Source organism: Pseudomonas oryzihabitans (assembly GCF_024652905.1).
GTDB lineage: Bacteria > Pseudomonadota > Gammaproteobacteria > Pseudomonadales > Pseudomonadaceae > Chryseomonas > Chryseomonas benzopyrenica.
Map to the genome: position 1 here is coordinate 92,249 of NZ_CP102429.1, position 16,623 is coordinate 108,871.

Annotated in this window: 22 protein-coding genes; 9 read left to right on the forward strand and 13 right to left on the reverse strand. The window is 60.5% G+C overall.

Going from position 1 to position 16,623, the window contains the following annotated elements:
* Positions 1-15: 15 nt before the first annotated feature.
* Positions 16-1,452, reverse strand: a complete 1,437-nt coding sequence (locus NRG74_RS23030; RefSeq protein WP_257706695.1) for an Ig-like domain-containing protein — start codon at positions 1,450-1,452, stop codon at positions 16-18.
* 163 nt (positions 1,453-1,615) lie between these two features.
* Between NRG74_RS23030 and NRG74_RS23035 the strand changes: the two genes are divergently transcribed.
* Entirely contained in the window at positions 1,616-2,269 is a 654-nt protein-coding gene (locus NRG74_RS23035; protein WP_108576185.1) for a hypothetical protein, read from the forward strand.
* Between the two features lie 94 nt (positions 2,270-2,363).
* On the opposite strand, the gene NRG74_RS23040 is transcribed toward NRG74_RS23035, so the two are convergent.
* Both NRG74_RS23040 and NRG74_RS23045 read right to left on the reverse strand, forming a co-directional pair.
* Positions 2,364-2,576, reverse strand: a complete 213-nt coding sequence (locus NRG74_RS23040) for a DUF3892 domain-containing protein (RefSeq protein WP_074585446.1) — start codon at positions 2,574-2,576, stop codon at positions 2,364-2,366.
* Between the two features lie 2 nt (positions 2,577-2,578).
* The gene (locus NRG74_RS23045) at positions 2,579-2,746 is read right to left on the reverse strand and encodes a hypothetical protein (RefSeq protein ID WP_158541734.1); all 168 of its coding nucleotides are present in this window, start codon (positions 2,744-2,746) and stop codon (positions 2,579-2,581) included.
* Positions 2,747-3,601: 855 nt separating this feature from the next.
* Here NRG74_RS23045 and NRG74_RS23050 point away from each other — a divergent pair.
* From NRG74_RS23050 to NRG74_RS23060, 3 genes are read left to right on the forward strand one after another with little or no spacing between them, the layout of a single operon-like run.
* The gene (locus NRG74_RS23050; RefSeq protein ID WP_257706696.1) at positions 3,602-5,095 is read left to right on the forward strand and encodes an AAA family ATPase; all 1,494 of its coding nucleotides are present in this window, start codon (positions 3,602-3,604) and stop codon (positions 5,093-5,095) included.
* A 15-nt stretch (positions 5,096-5,110) separates the two neighbouring features.
* Positions 5,111-5,500 (forward strand): hypothetical protein, encoded by a 390-nt coding sequence (locus tag NRG74_RS23055; RefSeq protein ID WP_257706697.1) that lies wholly within the window; start codon positions 5,111-5,113, stop codon positions 5,498-5,500.
* Positions 5,494-5,685 (forward strand): hypothetical protein, encoded by a 192-nt coding sequence (locus tag NRG74_RS23060; RefSeq protein WP_256594421.1) that lies wholly within the window; start codon positions 5,494-5,496, stop codon positions 5,683-5,685. Before NRG74_RS23055 ends, NRG74_RS23060 begins: the two co-directional genes overlap by 7 nt.
* A 448-nt stretch (positions 5,686-6,133) precedes the next feature.
* On the opposite strand, the gene NRG74_RS23065 is transcribed toward NRG74_RS23060, so the two are convergent.
* A complete protein-coding gene (locus NRG74_RS23065; protein WP_257706698.1) occupies positions 6,134-6,283 on the reverse strand; it encodes a hypothetical protein in 150 nt (49 codons plus the stop codon).
* A gap of 2 nt (positions 6,284-6,285) precedes the next feature.
* Between NRG74_RS23065 and NRG74_RS23070 the strand changes: the two genes are divergently transcribed.
* The 4 genes from NRG74_RS23070 (at position 6,286) to NRG74_RS23085 (ending at position 8,531) form a co-directional block, all read left to right on the forward strand.
* Positions 6,286-6,675 carry a hypothetical protein gene (locus NRG74_RS23070; protein WP_257706699.1) on the forward strand — a complete coding sequence of 130 codons (390 nt, stop codon included), beginning with the start codon at positions 6,286-6,288 and terminating at the stop codon, positions 6,673-6,675.
* Between the two features lie 2 nt (positions 6,676-6,677).
* Positions 6,678-7,496, forward strand: a complete 819-nt coding sequence (locus tag NRG74_RS23075; protein WP_257706700.1) for a hypothetical protein — start codon at positions 6,678-6,680, stop codon at positions 7,494-7,496.
* A 196-nt stretch (positions 7,497-7,692) separates the two neighbouring features.
* Entirely contained in the window at positions 7,693-7,926 is a 234-nt protein-coding gene (locus NRG74_RS23080; RefSeq protein ID WP_257706701.1) for a hypothetical protein, read from the forward strand.
* 65 nt (positions 7,927-7,991) lie between these two features.
* On the forward strand, positions 7,992-8,531 hold the full coding sequence (locus tag NRG74_RS23085) for a hypothetical protein (RefSeq protein WP_257706702.1): 540 nt from the start codon (positions 7,992-7,994) through the stop codon (positions 8,529-8,531).
* A 32-nt stretch (positions 8,532-8,563) separates the two neighbouring features.
* Here NRG74_RS23085 and NRG74_RS23090 read toward each other — a convergent pair whose 3' ends face one another.
* From NRG74_RS23090 to NRG74_RS23125, 8 genes are all read right to left on the reverse strand, one after another.
* Positions 8,564-9,553: a hypothetical protein gene (locus tag NRG74_RS23090; RefSeq protein WP_257706703.1), complete on the reverse strand. Its 990-nt coding sequence runs from the start codon at positions 9,551-9,553 to the stop codon at positions 8,564-8,566.
* Between the two features lie 26 nt (positions 9,554-9,579).
* Entirely contained in the window at positions 9,580-10,734 is a 1,155-nt protein-coding gene (locus tag NRG74_RS23095; RefSeq protein ID WP_257706704.1) for a glutathionylspermidine synthase family protein, read from the reverse strand.
* Between the two features lie 10 nt (positions 10,735-10,744).
* Entirely contained in the window at positions 10,745-11,527 is a 783-nt protein-coding gene (locus NRG74_RS23100) for a DUF1190 domain-containing protein (protein WP_257706705.1), read from the reverse strand.
* An 11-nt stretch (positions 11,528-11,538) separates the two neighbouring features.
* The gene (locus NRG74_RS23105; RefSeq protein WP_077172044.1) at positions 11,539-11,976 is read right to left on the reverse strand and encodes a DUF350 domain-containing protein; all 438 of its coding nucleotides are present in this window, start codon (positions 11,974-11,976) and stop codon (positions 11,539-11,541) included.
* A gap of 15 nt (positions 11,977-11,991) precedes the next feature.
* The gene (locus NRG74_RS23110; protein ID WP_257706706.1) at positions 11,992-12,636 is read right to left on the reverse strand and encodes a YjfK family protein; all 645 of its coding nucleotides are present in this window, start codon (positions 12,634-12,636) and stop codon (positions 11,992-11,994) included.
* A gap of 420 nt (positions 12,637-13,056) precedes the next feature.
* Complete coding sequence (locus tag NRG74_RS23115) at positions 13,057-13,293, reverse strand: hypothetical protein (RefSeq protein ID WP_093256684.1); 237 nt, start codon at positions 13,291-13,293, stop codon at positions 13,057-13,059.
* Positions 13,294-13,864: 571 nt separating this feature from the next.
* Positions 13,865-14,563 carry a PspA/IM30 family protein gene (locus NRG74_RS23120; RefSeq protein WP_257706707.1) on the reverse strand — a complete coding sequence of 233 codons (699 nt, stop codon included), beginning with the start codon at positions 14,561-14,563 and terminating at the stop codon, positions 13,865-13,867.
* On the reverse strand, positions 14,560-15,003 hold the full coding sequence (locus NRG74_RS23125) for a DUF2170 family protein (RefSeq protein ID WP_077172040.1): 444 nt from the start codon (positions 15,001-15,003) through the stop codon (positions 14,560-14,562). Before NRG74_RS23125 ends, NRG74_RS23120 begins: the two co-directional genes overlap by 4 nt.
* A gap of 360 nt (positions 15,004-15,363) precedes the next feature.
* Between NRG74_RS23125 and NRG74_RS23130 the strand changes: the two genes are divergently transcribed.
* Positions 15,364-15,789: a hypothetical protein gene (locus tag NRG74_RS23130; RefSeq protein WP_093256671.1), complete on the forward strand. Its 426-nt coding sequence runs from the start codon at positions 15,364-15,366 to the stop codon at positions 15,787-15,789.
* A gap of 57 nt (positions 15,790-15,846) precedes the next feature.
* On the opposite strand, the gene NRG74_RS23135 is transcribed toward NRG74_RS23130, so the two are convergent.
* Positions 15,847-16,383, reverse strand: coding sequence for a hypothetical protein (locus NRG74_RS23135; protein WP_093256666.1), 537 nt, complete (start codon positions 16,381-16,383; stop codon positions 15,847-15,849).
* Between the last annotated feature and the right edge of the window lie 240 nt (positions 16,384-16,623).

Consider the following 16,623-nt stretch of genomic DNA (forward strand, 5'->3'; position numbering starts at 1 on the left):
TAAAAAATTTTCCAACTAGCGCTTGATCACTGCGCGCGTGGTCACCGGCAGGGACTCCTTCGTCCGTATCTCGAGCGACACGTCAGTCAGCACGGGCTCGTCGTTCACCGGCCGCACGGTGACGGCGACCGCCGCCGGCGCCGACCAGGCGCCAGCGGTATCCTGGGCGCGGTAGGTGAACTGGGTGGCGCCGTTCCAATCTTTGGCTGGCTTGAAGGTGGCGGTGGGCCCGGCGAGGGTGACCTGGCCGACCGCGGCCGGCGGCACGGCGACGAGCTGGAAGACAGTGGGGGCAGGGGAGTCGATGTCCGTTGCGGACAGCAGTACGCTGGCTTGGGTGTCCTCATCGAGACTCAGGGCCTTGGCGTCGGCGACCGGGGCATCATTCACCGGCCGGATCGTGATCGACACGGTGGCCACGTTCGACCAGGCGCCGCTGGGGTCCTGGGCGCGGTAGGTCATCGACGTCGCACCATTCCAGTCAGCCGCGGGCGTAAAGACGACGGTGTTACCGGCGAAGCGAGCGGTACCCGATGCTGCAGGCGCTGCGTTGACGATCTGGTAGGTGAAGGTCGAATGGTCGTCGGTCACCGGCAGGGTGCCGCTGGCCGGCGTGTCCTCGTCGCTGGCGATCGCCAGGTTGCCGGCAACTGGCGTCCGGTTGTAGCAGGTGGAGGTGTCGCCCCAGGCAGACTCGTTACGATGGCTGCCATCGGTATAGAGGTCATAGCTGCGGCTCTGGGTCCAAGTGCCACTCGGCGTCGCGGCCGGGCAGCTCAGCTGACGGCTCTCTGATCCCTTGGACGAGTAGATCGCGGTGCAGGTGTTGCCGGTCGTTCTCCAGCCGGAATCATTGCGGCGGCTGCCGTCCGACCACACCTCATAGGTTTGCTGCTGCGTAATGGTGCCCTGGGGATGAGTCGCCGGGCAGTCCTGATTGCGGGACTCCGTTTGCGTCGAGTTATAGACCGCCTGGCAATTACGGCCGATCTCGTTCCAGCCGGAATAGTTGCGCCGACTGCCGTCGGACCAAACCTCGTATGTGCGCTGCTGAGTGATGGAACCGCTGGGATGAGTCGCTGGGCAGTTCGCCTGTTGTGTTTCTGACTGCGTGCTCTGATAGTTAGGCCCGAATTCCCCACAGACCGGCTGGCGCAAGGTGTTTCGGTCCACCTCCGGACCAATTCGATACCGCTTTCCGTTGGCGGCAGTGAAATACATGCCTCTATCGATCTCGATCTGATCGACACTCCATAACTCTTGCCCCTCGATCCAGAGGTATCGGTAAACGATGTCGTTGCCATCGTTGCTGTTTTCGTACAGAAACCACGTTTGGTCATCCAGCTTGCACGTCTCTGCGATCGCGCTTCCCGACCATGTAAGGGCGCAAAGGATGATGGCCAATAGGTAGCGATAGCCCGCGAACATACGCGTCTGTTGGTGGCTGGACATTCTGATGGCTCGATTGGCGGTGTGGATGAGCCATTGTGGTGCCGCCGAAAGCGGTTTTCGGAGTCGATTTGAGCCAGTCCAGGGCGTGGATAGAGTGGGGCCGAGGTCTGCGCTTGCGTTTTCAGGAGTGAGGGGATGCTTGAGCTTTCTCAAGGAGCAAGCCATGACCACCACCCACTTCTCCGCCGCCACCCGCCGCGTGTGCGGCCACACCGACAACGCGTCCTTCCACTACCAATCCAACAAGGCGCGCCAGGACGAAGAGCGCTACGCGCGCTACTCCCTGTGCAGCGACTGCTCCAAGCAACTGCGATCGGCCTGGGCGTGTGCGCCAGCGGCGACGGATGCCTCCGTTTCGGCACTCCCTGACCTATGGGGTGGCTCCGCCAAGCAGCAGGCCTGGGCGGACCGCATTCGGCGCTCACGGCAACTTCACATTGCGGGCTTCCGCAGCCACGCTGCTGCCACGCAAGAGCCTCTGCTTGAGCTGGCGCGGCTCACTCTCGATCTGATGTTTCGCATCCAGGATCCAGGCTTCTGGATCACCTCGGAGAAGGCCGGCTTCCACATTGACGCGCTCAAGGTCGACATGGAGCTGCTGTTGAAAGGCAGGCTTTCGCCGCTGGATCGCACGATGGCCAGCTCCGTCGTCGGATACTGGCTGCAGGCCGATTGGTCGGTCATCAGCACGCTAGCGCGTGACGTTAGCGATCGGATCACGCCGCGGCTCGCAGGAGAAGCGTCGGAGGCAGCGCCTGCGCTCACGCAGACCGCATTGGGTGGCTTGCCTGGAATCGCCCAGGCCGCGCCAGTGTGAATAGTGGGCTCTTGACCTTGGCTTGCACCGATCATGCGCAGGCCAGGTGCCCATACGCGGAGGAGGTAGTAGGCCATCCGTGGCCTGAGTGAACCTAGTCCTGGTCGACGTTGTTGCCTTTCCGCCCGTCAGGGTTCGCCCGAACATAAGGCGTTCCGTTACGGGTCACGATCCCGAAATCCGGGTGCTTGCCCGCTTCGACCTCCCGCACCAGTTGGGGCCGCGGGACATTGCCCCGGCCCGGAATGGTGTAGGACTGGTTCTCGCCGTTCTTGCCGTCACCGTTGCCGCGAATGTGCTTGGCCATGCTCAGTCCTCCCCGAAGTCGAAGACAAGCTGCGGCTGCGGCAGGCTGCGGTAGTGGTGGCGGACGTCCTCCCAGCGCCCAAAGCGGAAGCGCCGATAGTCGTGGACGTAGACGGTTTTAGTGCGATGAATGCGCCGAATCCGGCGGCGGCGGCGTGGAACGTTGGTCATGAAGATGGACCCTCAAGTGGTGAAAAATTGAGGGTGAGCATTGCCTCAACCGTCATCAAAACCCTTTGACGTGGCGATCGCGTCGGGCGTTAAATACGGCCTTCTGAGGTGCAGCTTACCCGTGTCACAGCGAGTGCATTTCGGAGCTACGGGTGGCTGTGTTGCCGTGGAAAGTAATCACTGTCCACCCGTTCCTTTTCCCCCAGGATGGCTTTTGGCCAACCTCATATCTCGCATCCCTGCCGAGCCACCTCGTATGAGCTGGCCCTTTTTCGTCACATCCTACGGTTGGTGCTCTGGTGTCGTTACACCAGCAATGGTGGGGATCTCTGTGTGCCTCGTAGTAGCCCCTGGATGTATGACCACAGCATAAGGCCACCTACAGCCCGAAGACAGTCTTGACAGAGGGGTGTTTCGCCGTCCCAGGCCATGCCGACGAACTGCTATATATGGTGGTGCGGGGTTGCAAGGGCCACTAGATGTCGCGTTTGTCGCGTTTCCGGCTGTGGATAAATCGTGGATAAGCTGTTCGGGACTGGGGGGTATCCTGGGGGTCGTGCCCGGCAAGTGCGCGTGGAGGCTGGGATCAGAGCGAAGTGGTCAAATAACGTACAGCTTTCCGAGCGAGCCGAAATAAAAAGGTCGCCAGATATACCGGTTCGCTATGACCACTTTCTCCACCATAAGAAAACGTTCGATAGCCGCTGCGACGCTCTGCCCCGCTTTGCGCTAACTCTGCAGCCGTTTCCTCCGCATAAGGACGGTTCACCCCTATTACGGGCGCAAATTACGCTCGTTCGTCGATCCCTAGCTGGCACGCTCGCTCCATTCCTACTGTGTATTGGAGCCTGGACTGTGTCTCAAGAGAACGACGTCCTCGAACGCATTACCGCCGCTTTTCGCTGCGCCTTCCCCGTCGTGGCCCTCAAGACGTTCGAAGTCGCCCGCGCGCGCGCCGCGGTCAAGAAAGTTGCCGCCGACCTGGGCCGGCATTATCACGAGATGCCGTTCAAGCTGGTACCCGACCCAAACCAGATCAAACAGATCGCGGAAGGACCGGAAGTTAAGCGGGGGGTGGTGATCTTCGATCCGTATTTTCAGGACCGGCAGCGCAGCTCCAGCGAAAATCTGCCTGCCCTCAAGGGCAGTCTCGGTGCCCTCGAAAAATACGGCGTCAGCTACGTCATCGCCGGGCGGGAGGGGCTATCGGAGGAGTTCGTCTACCACATCGACCTGCCGCCCATGACCCGGTCCGAAGTCATCGCCGTCATCAAGACCGCGGAGCATGACGTGCAACGGTCGCTCAATGGCGGCCGCGCCATGGGGAGCGACGCGGAAGCGTCGATCTTCACGGAAGAGGAACGCGGCGTGGTCGCGAACCATGCGATGGGGCTGAGCCACACCCAGATGCGCAACGTCTTCATCCTGGCAGCCAACAGCCGCCGCAACGGGAAGGAGTACCTGTCGGAGATTCGCCGTGAGAAGCACCACATCCTGCGTGAGGTTGGTCTGGATGTCCTGGAGCCGGTAGTGATCGACAGCGTCGGCGGCCTGGAGCCGCTCAAGCGCTTTCTGCGTGGCCGCAAGGTGGGCTGGGAGAAGAACCTTCCGCTCAAAGGCGTGCTGCTGGCCGGCGTACCGGGTGGTGGCAAGACACTCATGGCCAAGGCCGCCGCCGGCGTCTTCGGTACCACCCTCGTCCGCCTCGACATGAACCGCTTCTACTCCAAGTACCAGGGTGAGACCGAGCAGCGGTTCCGCCAGGCCCTGCAGACGATCGAGCAGATTGCGCCCGTCACCGTGCTGATCGACGAGATCGACAAGGCCTTCGCCAGTGGTGAGGCGGACAACGAGATCTCTCGCCGGCTGCTCGGCAGCTTCCTGTACTGGCTGCAGGAGCGCCGCGAGCAGGTCTTCATCGTTGCGTCGGCAAACCGGGTCGCGGCGTTGCCGCCGGAGCTGATGCGTGCCGGCCGATGGGATCGCTGTTTTTTCATCGACCTGCCGAGCGCGGACGAGCGCGAGGCCATCCTGAACATCCATCTACGGATCGCTGAGTGCCAGGCAGAAAATCTCGATCTCGCCGCGCTGGTGCGTGTGAGCGACGGCTATACCGGCGCCGAGATCGAGCAGGCCATCACCGATGCGCGTTATCTGGCGGCTGAGCATGACACTGCGATAGGCCAGGAGCTGCTGCTGCAGGCGCTTGCGGACATTAGCCCTTCCAGCGAGACCCGCAAGGCCGACATCGATGCCATCCGCCGCCTGGGCGAGGACGGATTCACCCGCGCCAACACACTCGACCCGATCGTCGAGCCGTACGGCGGACGTGCACTGGAACTGGGCTAAGAGGAGCTATCAGACATGAGCCATATCGTGAAAGGGAAGGTTACGGTCGCCTACAGCGATCCGGTGGTCTTCAAAACAGCCCTGGCTGGACTGGGCATCGTACTGACCAATGAAAGGTTGTATCGAGTCGCGGTCGGCTATACCACGGAGCGCTACGACCTGGTGCTTCAACACCTGGAAAAGCCTCAGTTTCGCTTGGGCTTCAACCTCGAGGGCGGCCGTTACATGCCCTATCAAGAGGACTACGGCGATGTTGGAGAGTGGACGCGCCGGGTAAGCGCAGAGCTGGCCGATATGTACCTGGCGCAGCACTACGCCGCAGCCCTGCGTGCTGAGAATTACCAGGTGGAGATCCGGCGGGAGAACGGCCATTTGGAAGTGATTGCCGAGGAGGCAGTATGGTGAAGCGCGTAGTGGTGACGATCAAAGCGGCAAAGGTGACCGCCGACTTCCAAGGCTTCGAGGGCAAAACGTGCGAGGACCTAGAGCATCGGCTGCGGCTGGAAGGGACTGAGGTCACCGAGGTCGAGCTGAAGCCGGAGCATGCATTCGAGCTGCAGGCCGTAAGCACCCAGAAGGTCATCTACTGACCTCGCCGACTACCTACCGCATGGCCTACTCATGAAGAAAAGACACCACTGCACCCTGATTGGGATCGCAACCCTGCCGCCGGTTGCTGCATGTCTTGCACTCAACTGGCTTGGCTGGCCATCTGCATCGGTCATCGATCAGCATGTACGACTGTGGGTCTTCGGATCGTTCGGCATCTTCTGCATGTCAGCCTGGGTGTGGTGCCTAGAACACTACTACGACTCCGGATGGATATATGTTCCAACGACCGGTGCTTGTTTCGCCGTCGGGCTGGGCTTAGCAACCGATCTCTCTCCAGCGCTGATGGTATTTTTCGAGGTAGTCGCCGTAGTGGTGATGCTCGGATCCCTATTCTTGGCGCTTGTAGATCACTGGTGGACACCAGGGCCTGGTGAGGCCGCAACGCCTATGGCAGGAGAACCCCAGCCTGTTACCCCTTTGGCGGCCTCACCTCAGCCAGTTGCGCCACAGCAGCTCCAGCAGCCTACCATCGCGCCGGAGAATCAGCGCGTCGGTAGCGAACAGCGCGCGGCTGCAGGGATAGGAATGGATACCGGCCATGTAGGGCGCCGCCTGTTCCTCGACGAAGGACCGCAAGCATGACCCGCTCCGTGCATCGGCAATCTGCCGGCGGCCGGGGCGCAGCGGCCCGGCGCATCGTGATTTCCGCAGGGACGGTGACCGGCTTCCAGGACGAAGTGAGCTTTGCCGGCCTGCAGCTCGAGTCATTTGAGCGCAAGCGGGTTTCTCACGTGGTACCGGCCGGCGTCATTAAACGGCTGTTCTTCGGCGCCATTCGCAGCGTCGCGGGAGAGTCGACGAGGCTTGCCGCCTGGACCAGGACCTGGCGGTGCGCCTGGCTCGTTCTGGTCGACGAGAAGCGGTACGGCCCGTTCATTGAGCGGCACGAGGCGATCGCCTTCGAGAAGCAGCTGATCAGGGCCCAGGGCAAGCACCTGCCCCGAAATGATCACGAGGCTGGAGCATAGCCGTGACCCGACTGCAGGTTTTCTGTTTCGCTCTGCTTGGCTTCGCTACGTCGTCTGTGCTTGCCGCACTTCCAGATCTGGCACCACGTAGTGAGCCAAGCTTTGTGGCCAGTAGGGCATATTTCATCGCCGACGATCAGTACCTGGTGGCAACCAAGCCTGATGGCGCAAACGAGGTTCGAATTTGCCCAGGGCGTTACGTCGAACGCGCCAGCGGGCCTGTGTGCCGCGTCCTAGACCCTGATGGGCTCAATCACTTTCTCGGCGGGACGGTCACCGGCGAGACCTTCACCCTGGATGAAACCGTGCAGCGTCTTTCTGGGGGCAATGGGACCCTCAAGGAAATGACCCGCTCGCGGAGGGACAACCCGGGCTTCCTTTTATCGGTCGCCTATCCGTCTACAGCCGATCTGCATATGCAGCACTCGCTGGAGGACATCGCGGTAGCCGCGCCTACCGTGGCCGATATAGTTGGACGTTCAAGCGCGGTGCAGATGCTCGCGATTGGAGTTGCGTTCAGTGTGCTGCTGTTCGCAGCATTTCTAGGCTTTTGGTGGTGGGAAGGCCGAAGGGTGGCCGCACGGCGTGGCTCGCAAAACGACCTGATTGAGGCCTACGCGGCGGCAGCGCGGGCGCGGTCTCCAGCACCTCAGGTGGAGAGCGGGCCGCCCTCGCTGACCAATTTGGCGGCGGCGCAGACTCGCTCAAGGCGGTCCCCGCCGCCCGAGCCCCCCGAGCTGCCAACCGCGGCGAAGCCGCCGGCCGAAGCGAAGGTCGTCAGTGAGGAACCACAGTCTGGCCGCAAGCTCTTTCTGGACTGATCAGGCGTTTCGGCTGTGACCCTGGAACGCCTCTGGACCAGGCGTTTGGCGCGTCGTAGAATCGAGGTTCTTGATCCGCAACATGCGTTGCGGTCCAGACGGCCATTCGGCCACCCTCAGCTGCTCAGCAGCACTCTTCCACCCATACGGGCCAATCCCCGTATGGGGAAAGGTCCGTCCATCGATGAGACCTTTCATGAAAAACTCTCGCTTTCTCCTGTTCCTCCTCACCTTCGTGTTGGCGTCCTGCACGCTGCTCGGCTGCACCAGCGCACCTGTAACGCCTGCCGATCCCGGACCCCTGGTCCAGGCAAAGCGGATCGTGCCGGTCTGCCAGGCAATAGCCGGCACCTACCAGTGCAACTGGATCGAACTGAACGCACCTGCCGCCCGCCCGGTACCGGCAAGCGCGCGTCGCATCATCCTCTGACCATCACACGGACGTGACGGCTGCGCCCCGCTAGGGGACGCGGCTGGAGATCCAGGAGAACACCCATGCACTACGCACGCTTCGCCAACGGCAACATCTGGCCTATCGAGGGCTCGACGCTGACCGCCTATGTCGGGATGGGCATCGACGACGTTCATGACTTCGACGAGCACAACCTTCGCGACCAGGTACATCAGGCAGCCTTAGGTACCTTTGCCCTACGTCGGGTGCAATGCACGGTCGCCTGGGGCAACCCCAAGGAGATCGTGTTCCGGCTGCAAGGCTGGATCGACTGGAGCGCCTTCCCTGTCCGGCCGGACGAGGTCTGGCAGATCAGGGAGGTCATCGAGCACTACGGCAATCTGTTCGGCTGGTCGATCAACGAGCAGATGCACGCGCTGAAGGCACACGGCGCACCGGCGCCGGCGGAGGACATCGTGATGCTCGGCTCCGGCCGGGAATTGCGAACCCCTGCCGTGCCCAGCGTCAGCAGCTACGCACGGGTCTGCCAGTTCGGGTTCGAGCTGGCCAGGCTCGATGTGCCTGCCGACGAGATCGGGCTGGGGCTTCATGGCCTTGTCCGAGCTTGCACGGTTAGTGGTTGATCAATAAAAAAGCCCGGCATTGCCGGGCTTTTTTATTTAATTTCAATACCCGTAGAGAACGGTACGAAATATTTTCCGATGTGTGGGTAGTGGATGATCAACATGAATACTGTGACCAGATTTAATTTTTTTATAGGCCGTTCTTCGAATCTATAGCTGCTATCAAGCAATGATAAAGAGTATACAAAAGTATCGACATCTGCCTGAGGCAGGCGACGATGGTCGGCTCCGTCGAGCATAAGGTCCTTAACACATATCTGGCTCATCAGCTGATATATTTCTTGGCTCGACAAGATAAGACGACCAGCGATCCGGAGCTTTAATACGAATAGCAACGCCAGTCGTTTTGGCTTATTTTGCACCTTTGCTGCTCTGGAGTGAGCAATGTGAAGATCCGAGAAATAAAGCTTTTGGCGAAGTCGAATCAAACGGGGGCTGACCGTAATTGCTTTTCTCAAGAAAAGCCAACTCTCTAATACTGTCGTATTGTAGATATTGTGCCTTCTGAGTTGGGTGAGATGGCTATGGAGCTCAAGTGCTGATTTCAGAATATATTTCTTTGAAATCGCTCGGGGTACAGGGCCGCTCAAATGCAGTTGTAGCTGATTTTTCCGATCCCACGACATTCTCAGAGACTCGTTTAGGCGGAACGGCAATCCCTGACCACGAGCAAAAAAAACCCATAAGACAAGTGGAACGAAAAAGCAAGTAAAGAGACCTGGCACGTCCATTGGCTGCGTGGGAATTTGACAGACGATTAGAAAGCGGAAATTATCTACCAGGAGCACCCACCCTGCCATCAGTAACGTGACGCTTATAGGAATGCCCAAGTACTTACCGTGCAGAGACATGAGCAGCCTGAAAATGCGGCTACGGCATATCAGCGGTGGGTCGAAAGACTTCAAGTTTGATGCAATCACAAAAACCCAAAAGACTGATATTGTGACACCAAGTATTATTACCAGAAATGATAGCCATTCTGAAAGCGTGGCTTTTTCAATGAGTTTAAAACAGATATCCAAGTGGGCGTCCTATTTATTTAACCCGATCAGGCTTTGATAAGGTGTGGCACGAAACGGGAGCTATCTTTGGTCACCAACGTGCTGTCTTCGCGAATGCCGATCCCGGCCGCGCAGTCGCCGATCACCCAGCTGCCGATCAGCGTGTAGTCCTGGCCGAAGCGTGGCAGCGGCGCGCAGCGCTGCAGGATCTGGGGCGAATCGCCGTACGGGCCGTCCACGACCTCGCGTTCGCCGGTGGCGGTGTGCAGCTCGATGTTCGAGCCCTCCCGGGAGAAAAACGGCTTGCGTACCCAGCCCGGTGGTACCGGGGCGGAGCGCGTCGTGTCGACGTGGCACTCCAGCAGATTCGGGTGCCCGCGGTGCATCTCCCAGAGCAGCGGCAGCATGCCCTTGTTCGAGATGATGGCCTTCCACATCGGCTCGATGAACTGGGTGTCCGACTTGGCCACCGCCGCGCCAAACTCTTCCTCGAAGATGAATTCCCAGGGGTGCAGCTTGAAGAGGTGGGGGATCCACCGGTCCTGTAGGTCGACGAAGCGACCTTCCTGCAGACCAATCTCCTGCAGGTAGATGTGCTCGGTCTGCAGGCCGGCCTTCTCGGCAACCGCGCGCAGGTAATCGCAGGTGCCTTTGTCTTCCTCGGACCCGTCGATGGAGGCGAAGTAAAAGGGGTGCTTCAGGCGCAGCGCCTGGAACGCCTGGCCCAGTCTTTCCTCGATGCTGTTGAACTGGTCGCTTCCCTGGGGGAGCAGGCCGCGCGCCATGCCATCCTCGAGCCAGTCCCATTGGAACGCTGCCGCCTCGTAGATCGACGTGGGGGTGTCATAGTTGGCTTCGATCATCTTGGCCGGGCGCTTGCCGTCGTAGACCAGGTCGAAGCGGCCGTAGAGGTGCGGATGCCCCTCTCGCCATGATTCTGCGATCGAGTCGAAGAACGCCTCTGGGATGCCCAGACGCTTCAGCAATTGCTCATCGCGTACAACACGGCCTACCAGGTCAAGGCACATGTGGTGCAGTTCTTCTGTGGGCGCCTCGAGGTCCTTCTCGACCTGGTCGAGGGTGAAGGCGTAGTAGTGACGCTCGTCCCAGTAGCGCTCCCCCTCGATGGTGTGAAACTTGAAACCGTTGCGCTCGGCCCGGGCCTGCCAGTCTGGTCGTTCTTGATGAGCAATGCGTTGCATGGTGTTCTCCCTAGCCGCCGAAGCTGCCGCCGCTGAAGCCGCTTGCTCTCGCAACGGCGCTGCCGCCAAAGCCACCACGCGAGGTAGCGGCGGAGGTGTTTATGGAGGACCGACTACTGCCGATCGAGCTGGTAGAGCTGGTGCTGGGGGAGCTGGAATAGCGACTGGTAGACGGCGGACTCGTGTAGCCGCTGCTCACTCGGGGCGTTGGCGCGGTGTAGGCATTGCTCGTGCGTGCCTGGGTCGAGTTGCTGAAGCGCGATCCCGTCTCGATGCGTCGATTGAGGCTGGAGGAGGCGAAGCCACCGCGATCATCCCGGTAGCGATAGACCGGCTCGCTGAAGCGGCTGGTGCCGCCGTTGTTGAGCATGCTGCCGATCAGCAGACCGGTAAGCAGGCCGTCGTTCGAGCCGCCCGCATGGCTGGTGTTTGCCGCCGCTTGCGCCGCGGCGATCTGCGATTCGGTAGCACGTCCGCTGGCGGCGATCTCGAAGCCGCCAAATTTCGGCGCGAATTTGCCGGCATCAGCCGTTTCGCAGTAGCCGGCGACGAAGTCTTCCTCGCACTGCGCCTGGGTGTCATAGGTGGGCGCGCGCCGTTTGTGCTCGGCCAGCGCGTCCATGTAGGACTCGGCGCAGATGTTCTCCGGAATGCGTGCGTCGACGCACTGCTTCACGGAGTCGAAGGACGCCACCTTGTTGAGGACCTGGCCTTTCTCCGGGGCATCGCAGCCGCTGACCGATACGACGGCTATGGCGAGCAAGGACAGTTGGACACGTGAACTGCGTTTCATGGCGGTCTTCCTTAGGCGCTGGGCGTCATGCAGGCGGCGTTGATCAGGCCTACGGCAATGGCCACTGCCGCGACGTAGATGCCGGCAGCGATTTCGCCGTTCTCGATGCGGGTGCGCAGCGGCCGCAGCACGAGTGAGGTCGCGAAGAACGCGCCCAGCTGGATGAAGGCGCCCAGGACCGCCCAGACGACGAAGTCCAGGAGATTCACGGAATAGGCGATGACGTTGCTGGCCGGCAAGGCAAATCCGATGATGGCGCCGCCCAGGGCGACGGCCGCTGCGGTGTTGTTTGCCCGGATCAGCGCCCATTCATTGTGTGGGGTTACCTTGGTGTAGGCGAACTGGAACAGCGCCAGGAGGACGCAGGCGGTGGCCACGTACAGGACGAACCCCAGCAGGGCGGTCGGATTCAGGGACAGGGTCAGGGTGAGTTGCAGAGCGTCGAGCATGGGTCAGTCCTTGATTCAGATGAGGTCGTGAGCGAAGAGCGTCAGGCCGCGCGAGGTTGAAACGGAAACTTCGCCCAGGGCGTTTTCCTCGACTGAGAACAGCAGAAATTCCCGCCGGCCAGGAATGCCGAGGTCACGGCTGTAGAGCATGGCCCGGTGCTGCACCTGGTCCCGTTCGTGGTTGGCTGGAGGAAAGCGCTCGGTAAAGCTCTGGAGCTCTGCTTGATTGCCGGCGGTACCCCAGTCGCGACTGAAGGTGACGCCGTCGAGCAGGTAGGTGGGGCGGCCGATGGGGCTAGCCGGGCCGGCGGTCTGCAGCAGGTGGTCTTGCGATTCCATGGGCACCCAGCTGAGGTAATTGAACAGGACGATCGACTCGACCTGCCCGTGCTCTGTGTGCACCTGGAGCCAGTAGTCCTCATCGGCAAGGTAGACCCGGTAGAGCTGCGCGCCAGCACCGAGGTCAATGACGCCGATGTTCTCGATTGGCTGTGCACTGGGGAAGGTGACCAGCGTCAGGCCAGTCATGGCGCTGGGCAGCTGGGGGTCGATGGTGAGGGGAAGACCCTCGCGCAAACCCAGGGGATAACCTACGGCGAGTTGGCCGGTAGGCATGGCACTGAAACCCAGTGCGCTGCGGATACGTTGCAAGAGAGACATTGAGGATCCTCGTGACGGTGGGAATGGCTGATGGCCGCCGGCAAGGTCCGTTACGCGTCGCCGGCAGGATCACGCTACCGGCAAAGGTAAATATGCAAGCTCCGAAGGGGTGGCGAGTTCGCCCCGAGACAGGGCGTGAACCGAGTGACGATCGCCGGGGCATCCTGCCGCCCAGCGCGACCAGGCGTGAGATAGCGCAGACCGGTGTGGTCGACGCGTGGATTGGTCTACCTGTCTAGCCAAGCGAGTGCACAGCGAGCGATACCGTAAAGCACTGCTGGAACCAGTATCGCCGCCAGCATGTATATGCTGAAAATCCGGACAAACTGCTCTGCAGATTGAATGTCGTGCAGCACTACGATAGTCGGGACCGCTATCGTGCAAGTAATAACGATGAGCACCCTTAGGATCATCTCGGTGTTACTCCCTACCTGCGAGCTTGGATTTCTCCTCTTCTTCCTTTGCGTCTTTTCGATTTTCGATCCATACAAAAAGATAGATGCCCACTATGGCGATGACCGCAACGATGCAGGCCGCACCCCAGACGTAGGTAATAAGGATGTTGAAAAATTGTTCGATTGACTGGACATCATGCAGTGGAATGATAGTGAACACCAAGACGAAGCAGGCGAGAAGCATCAAGAGAGCGGCAGGCATATAGATGAGTCCTAAGATAAAAGTGATGTTAAAGCTTGACCATTTTCAGCTAAATGGCTTGCTAGAGTGGTCCATCGTTGGGCCAACGAAATCTGGCTTGGCACGCGTGATCTTCGTCAAAAGTGTATCAGGGCTTTTGCATATCAGCGAGAATCAACCGGAAAAACACGGCGAACATAGCGAAACCCGGTGCCGTCCAAGAACAAACTTCCACACAAAGAGTCATTAATGAGAGCATGAGACCTTCTGTATTATTCATCTCGTACAGAGATGCGATCATTATTCCTAGGGTAAAAGGAATAAACCAAAGGCATGTCCGGGCAAGAGTTTTCAGCTCCTCACGACGAGCTTGTAAAAGATCTTCACCGTGCTCAACATTCATAAATTAAACCTATTACTCCGAAACGAATAAGTTGGGAAAGAGCCACTCACATTCGCGTCTTAAAAAGTTTCGCCAACGGTTCCACTCTTTGGAATGGGGCCATACTGAACGTAGAGTGATTTAAAGCGGCAGGTTACCCAGGCAGAAGCATCTGCCCGGATACCTGATCTCGTGTCCGGACCGCTGGCGTCAGGCGGACGGCTGCTTCAGTCGTGCCAGCACGGCGGCTGCACTCTGCTTGCCGGGTGTGATGCCGGCATTCTTCAGGCGTTCGTCGAGATCAGCACCCGACGCCTCCTTGGCCAGCTGCTCGGCAGCGTCCTGAGTCGCCGTTTGCTGCTGCAGGCGCTGCTCCATGCGTGCGAGCGAGTCAACCGCGGTCTTCATCCGGCCATTTGCCTGTCCGCTGGCCAGGGAGGCGTTCGTCCGGGCGCAGTGGGTGACCTGGTGCGCCTTCGCAACCTGGATACGCTGCTCCAGCTGCTGGATGGTGCCGGCCGAGGTATCGAGGCTGCCTTTGATGGAGGCGATGTTGCGCGCATAGTCCGCAGCCATGCTGCGCTTCCCTTCGAGGGCGGTCTCGGTGCGTGCGATCCGGCCTGCTACCTCTTCTGCCAGGTCCTGAGCGCCTTTTTCCAGCGCGGCGCGGGCCGCCTTCTCGTCCTGCTGAATAGACGCCTCCAGCTGCTCGATTTCGCGCTGCACGAGAGTCTGCTGGCCCATGAGGGTAGCCAGCTCGCGCTTGCCTTGATCGATCGCTGCCCGAGCATCGCGGATTTCCTGGTCGATGATGGTGGTAGCGTTGGCGTCGATCACCGCGGTACCGGCCTCGGTGACCTTACCGCGGAACAGAGTGACGAGTTTGGATAGGATGGAGGGGCTGGTCATAGGGAGTCCTGCTGCTTGAAGAACGATTGGAAGGTCGCAGCCGCGGTTTGCACGTTGGTGGCCAGCGTGAAGATCTCGGTCAGTACGGTGTTCAGGTCGGAGCCGGCATGCAGCGAGCCATACATGACGTAATGGCCAGCGCCATCAGCGTTGGTCTCGAGGCCGATAGCAGAAAGCGGGAATAGGCTGCGGGATGAAAGGACCGCAGCATTGAAGGCCTGGGCGTCGCTGACCGCCTCAGCAGGGACGAGGGCCGAGTCGACCACGACTACGTCGTTGACGACAGCGATGTAGATCTCGAGGTCGCCCATCGCCGGCAGTACGACGCGAATCGCGTCTTGCTGGTCCAGGAGGGTGACGTCGAAGGCGAAACTGCTGACAGAAACGCCAGATGCCAGCGCGGCGTAAAGCGTGGAGGGGGTCCAGTTCGGTGAGGGCATGCATCGCTCCTTGGCGGTGGCAATTTGCAGCGTGGCGCTGCTAGACCCAAGCTTGCCGCCTCCCGTGGAAATGCAAGGCCGAGTTCGCCCCGGCTGGGGGCGTGAACCCCATGTTCCTGACGTATGCAGTGACTTCTACGCCGGCGGCCCCAGAGCCTGGGCCGATTGTCCATCGATCGCCGCGACACAGCGGGCGGGTACAATCCACGTTTCCGGATCACCCACGCCTTGCCTCGCCGAATACCGTGCGGCGAAGCCGGGGTCGGCAACGGGAGTCCGTCATTGAGCGGGCGTCACTGACGCTCTCAGCGGTACGCGCTGTTCTCGCAAACCACATCTGCCCCCAACGAGAGCCATGGGATGCTTCCCGATTTCAAGAACGAACCAGCCGAACAGGACCTCGAGCGAGTGCTGCAACAGCTGCAGACTCTGGATCGGCGCGAAGCGCTGGGCGTCGGCGCTATCCACGCCTACCTATCGGCGAGGCCTTTCGTCGCCGGCCGCCAGGGTCTGCTGGCATGGGGGCTGGTCCTGATGTCTCTAAGCGTGATGGTCAGCGTCGCCGGCGGCTGGCGCTGGTGGATGGCGATCCTGCCTTCGGTAGTTCTGGCATTCCAGATCGCCGCGTACGTCTGGCTTCACCGAGAGGCCGTTGAGGGTTATCGCCTGGTTAAAGACAGGATCCCCCGACGCTACCTGGCCGCCGCGGTCCGGAACCGCGCGCTGCTAGACCGTATGTTCCGGGAGCAGCTTTTCAGGGGCGGACGGGGCTCCGCCGGCGATTGATCGTGGGCGGCCGTTTGGCTAGGCGCGCCGGCATCTCCAGTCGGTAGACCCCATGACCTATAGCCTGGATAGCAGTGACCTGATAGCCGACAGGAAGCCACCAGGCGCGGGCTCGGACTCGGTCTGCCTAGAGGCCTCGCGGTAGGCTGCCATCAGGGAGGCGTCGCGGGAGAGCATTCGGAGCACGCACATGTTCGCATCCGGCGTCGGCTTTTCGAGATGGTACCCGTGTCGATCCCGGAGATAGGCAGCAGCTGCTGCGCTTCTCGACCTGCCTGCCTGGCAGTTGATCACCACGAATACGCGCTGCGCCGCCAGAGTATCTAATCGAGTTCGCAACTCCTCTGCCTTGGGCATCAGCAGGTAGTCCCGGAAGGTACGTTCGAAATTGCTGCCATACAGAGCAATGGTTTCCTCATCGAAGCCTGCGTCAATGAAGTGGTGGTAGCTGACGCTTTCCCAATAGTTTTCGTCGATCGCTGCCGGGTCCTCGGGTCCATCGGAGATAGACACCAGGTGGCTACCGGCGGCTGGCCGGAATCGTTCCGCGTCGCCACGGGAGAGGAATAGGCACTGCGCTTCGGGAGCTTTCATTTGGGGTGTATCGATCCGGGTTGTTGAGGAATCGCCGGCGCCTGCATACGGCCGCACGGGCTTACTGACATACCTTGGCATTGCCCTAGCAACACAATGGGCAGGTTCACCCCCTTTTGGGGCGCAAATAAGCCATCGACTAAGCCTTACTACCGCTGATCATTTCCTTGCCGCGACACGCAGTGCCTTTTGGCAGTTAGCTCCTCGCGGCGGCCGAGCCCAAGGTGGGTACGGTAAAAC

Excerpts from the sequence above, each read along its gene's own strand:
- NRG74_RS23105 (WP_077172044.1), bottom strand. The coding sequence starts at position 11,976 with ATGCTCGACGCTCTGCAACTCACCCTGACCCTGTCCCTGAATCCGACC.
- NRG74_RS23085 (WP_257706702.1), top strand. The coding sequence starts at position 7,992 with ATGCACTACGCACGCTTCGCCAACGGCAACATCTGGCCTATCGAGGGC.
- NRG74_RS23115 (WP_093256684.1), bottom strand. The coding sequence starts at position 13,293 with ATGCCTGCCGCTCTCTTGATGCTTCTCGCCTGCTTCGTCTTGGTGTTC.
- NRG74_RS23045 (WP_158541734.1), bottom strand. The coding sequence starts at position 2,746 with ATGACCAACGTTCCACGCCGCCGCCGCCGGATTCGGCGCATTCATCGC.
- NRG74_RS23130 (WP_093256671.1), top strand. The coding sequence starts at position 15,364 with ATGCTTCCCGATTTCAAGAACGAACCAGCCGAACAGGACCTCGAGCGA.
- NRG74_RS23060 (WP_256594421.1), top strand. The coding sequence starts at position 5,494 with ATGGTGAAGCGCGTAGTGGTGACGATCAAAGCGGCAAAGGTGACCGCC.
- NRG74_RS23135 (WP_093256666.1), bottom strand. The coding sequence starts at position 16,383 with ATGAAAGCTCCCGAAGCGCAGTGCCTATTCCTCTCCCGTGGCGACGCG.
- NRG74_RS23030 (WP_257706695.1), bottom strand. The coding sequence starts at position 1,452 with ATGTCCAGCCACCAACAGACGCGTATGTTCGCGGGCTATCGCTACCTA.
- NRG74_RS23125 (WP_077172040.1), bottom strand. The coding sequence starts at position 15,003 with ATGCCCTCACCGAACTGGACCCCCTCCACGCTTTACGCCGCGCTGGCA.
- NRG74_RS23110 (WP_257706706.1), bottom strand. The coding sequence starts at position 12,636 with ATGTCTCTCTTGCAACGTATCCGCAGCGCACTGGGTTTCAGTGCCATG.
- NRG74_RS23040 (WP_074585446.1), bottom strand. The coding sequence starts at position 2,576 with ATGGCCAAGCACATTCGCGGCAACGGTGACGGCAAGAACGGCGAGAAC.
- NRG74_RS23080 (WP_257706701.1), top strand. The coding sequence starts at position 7,693 with ATGAAAAACTCTCGCTTTCTCCTGTTCCTCCTCACCTTCGTGTTGGCG.
- NRG74_RS23035 (WP_108576185.1), top strand. The coding sequence starts at position 1,616 with ATGACCACCACCCACTTCTCCGCCGCCACCCGCCGCGTGTGCGGCCAC.
- NRG74_RS23120 (WP_257706707.1), bottom strand. The coding sequence starts at position 14,563 with ATGACCAGCCCCTCCATCCTATCCAAACTCGTCACTCTGTTCCGCGGT.
- NRG74_RS23055 (WP_257706697.1), top strand. The coding sequence starts at position 5,111 with ATGAGCCATATCGTGAAAGGGAAGGTTACGGTCGCCTACAGCGATCCG.
- NRG74_RS23095 (WP_257706704.1), bottom strand. The coding sequence starts at position 10,734 with ATGCAACGCATTGCTCATCAAGAACGACCAGACTGGCAGGCCCGGGCC.
- NRG74_RS23100 (WP_257706705.1), bottom strand. The coding sequence starts at position 11,527 with ATGAAACGCAGTTCACGTGTCCAACTGTCCTTGCTCGCCATAGCCGTC.
- NRG74_RS23070 (WP_257706699.1), top strand. The coding sequence starts at position 6,286 with ATGACCCGCTCCGTGCATCGGCAATCTGCCGGCGGCCGGGGCGCAGCG.